The organism is Streptomyces sp. NPDC007856 (genome assembly GCF_042868225.1).
Taxonomy (GTDB): Bacteria; Actinomycetota; Actinomycetes; order Streptomycetales; family Streptomycetaceae; genus Streptomyces.
Map to the genome: position 1 here is coordinate 1 of NZ_JBIAEC010000106.1, position 1,582 is coordinate 1,582.

A 1,582-nucleotide genomic window follows, 5' to 3' on the forward strand; every position below is an offset into this window, starting at 1 on the left:
GCTTGGCGTTTAACCTCGCTGGGCTTGGTGTTCCTTGATTGATTCGGCGCGTTTGACGGTCTTGCCGACGTCGTGGTGCCTGGCCCGTTGCTTGTTTTTCGAGCCGGGAGGCCGTCCGGGGCCTGGCCGGGACGGTTTTGGCGCGCTTGCCGGGCGGGCTGCTGTCGCGCGGACGTTGCGAAACCCCCGGCGGACCCGGGCGGGGGTGAGGCGGCGGGGTTCTGCGGGCCGTTCCCATGGCCGGCGGAAGTCCTCGGCGAGGGGCCGGGCGAGGCGGAGCTGGGTGTGAACGGCGATGATCAGCCAGGTCCACAGGTCGGCCGTGTCGGGGTTCCTGACCTTCGGGGCGGTCCAGCCCAGGGTCTGTTTCATCAGCCGGAAGGTGTGCTCCAGGTCGAAGCGGCGGAGGAAGGACTGCCACCAGCGGTCCACGTCCGCTGCAGTGGCGGCGGTGGCCGAGCACCACAGCCAGACCGGTTTCGGGTCACGGTCACCGGGCAGGCGCTCGACCTTCAGGCGGATCAACGTGCCGTGCAGCACGGGGAGTTCTTCCTTGGCGTGGTCCAGCCAGGGACCGCGGTGGGTGAGCCGGGGGTGCATCCGGTCCCATGCCGTCGCGGTGGCCGTGCCATAGCGGGCGGTGTCCGTGGCGGTCGTGACGTCGTGCTCGTGCCAGCTGTCGGGCTTCTTGAACGTGAGGACGCCACCATGCCGGCGCGGACGCCCGCCCCGGGGACCCGACCGGGCGGGGCCGGGGTCGCGGAGCATGACCCGGTCCGCGCGTAGGCGCCCGACCAGCACGACGGGCAGGTCGGCGAGAGCGTGGGTCAGGTAAGCGACGTCATAGCCGGAGTCCATCACAATCAGGATGTCCGGATCGCCCGGTCTCCAGTGCCCTGCACCCACCAACCGCCTGACGACATCGCGGAGTTGGGCGGCCGTGACGGTGGTCGCGTCGTCGGCCGGGCCCAGGCGGACCGCGTCCAGGAGAGCGACCCAGGAGGTGCGGCCCGTCTCCAGGGCCGCGACGAAGGAGTAGGGCCAGCCGGGCACCAACTGGTCCGAACTGCGGTCGCCGCGTCCGTAGACATGGCAGAAGAGCCGGTCGCTGCTGGTGGGAGCGTCGGGTCGCAGCCAGTGCGACACGTCCACGGCGAGCACGATCCGCCCGTCGGCCGCCTTTGGCAGCGGCAGGCCCGCCAGCGCGCGGCGCAACCGTGTCGGCTCCAGCCAGCCACGGTCCAGCGCCGCGTACAGCGCACCGTGCCCGCGCCGGTGCTCGACCGCCAAGGAGAGCTCGACCAGCGTTTTCACTGGCCCGTCCGCGCACAGCACCGCATCGGTGAGCTCGAAGAGCGCGTCCGCCCGCTTGTAGAGACACTCGTAGAACTCGACCCGAAAGCGGGACAACAGACCCAACGCCTCGATTCCGGGCACACCGACAGGCAGACTCATGGGCAGCGGCCGTTCTCTCGTGCTTCGTTACTCGACATCTCGAAGCGTGGAGAACGGCCGTCTCCGCTGTCCCGTGAAGAACCGCAGGTCAGCAGGACGAGTGACCCGCGAGGTTAAACGCCAAGCT

1 protein-coding gene is annotated in these 1,582 nt (G+C 69.9%); it reads right to left on the reverse strand.

The features are described from left to right. Positions 1-9 precede the first annotated feature (9 nt). Positions 10-1,455, reverse strand: a complete 1,446-nt coding sequence (locus ACFYOH_RS44760) for an NF041680 family putative transposase (protein WP_388638115.1) — start codon at positions 1,453-1,455, stop codon at positions 10-12. Positions 1,456-1,582 lie beyond the last annotated feature (127 nt).

Bases quoted from the DNA above. Each gene is read 5' to 3' on its own strand.
- ACFYOH_RS44760 (WP_388638115.1), bottom strand. From the start codon at position 1,455: ATGAGTCTGCCTGTCGGTGTGCCCGGAATCGAGGCGTTGGGTCTGTTG.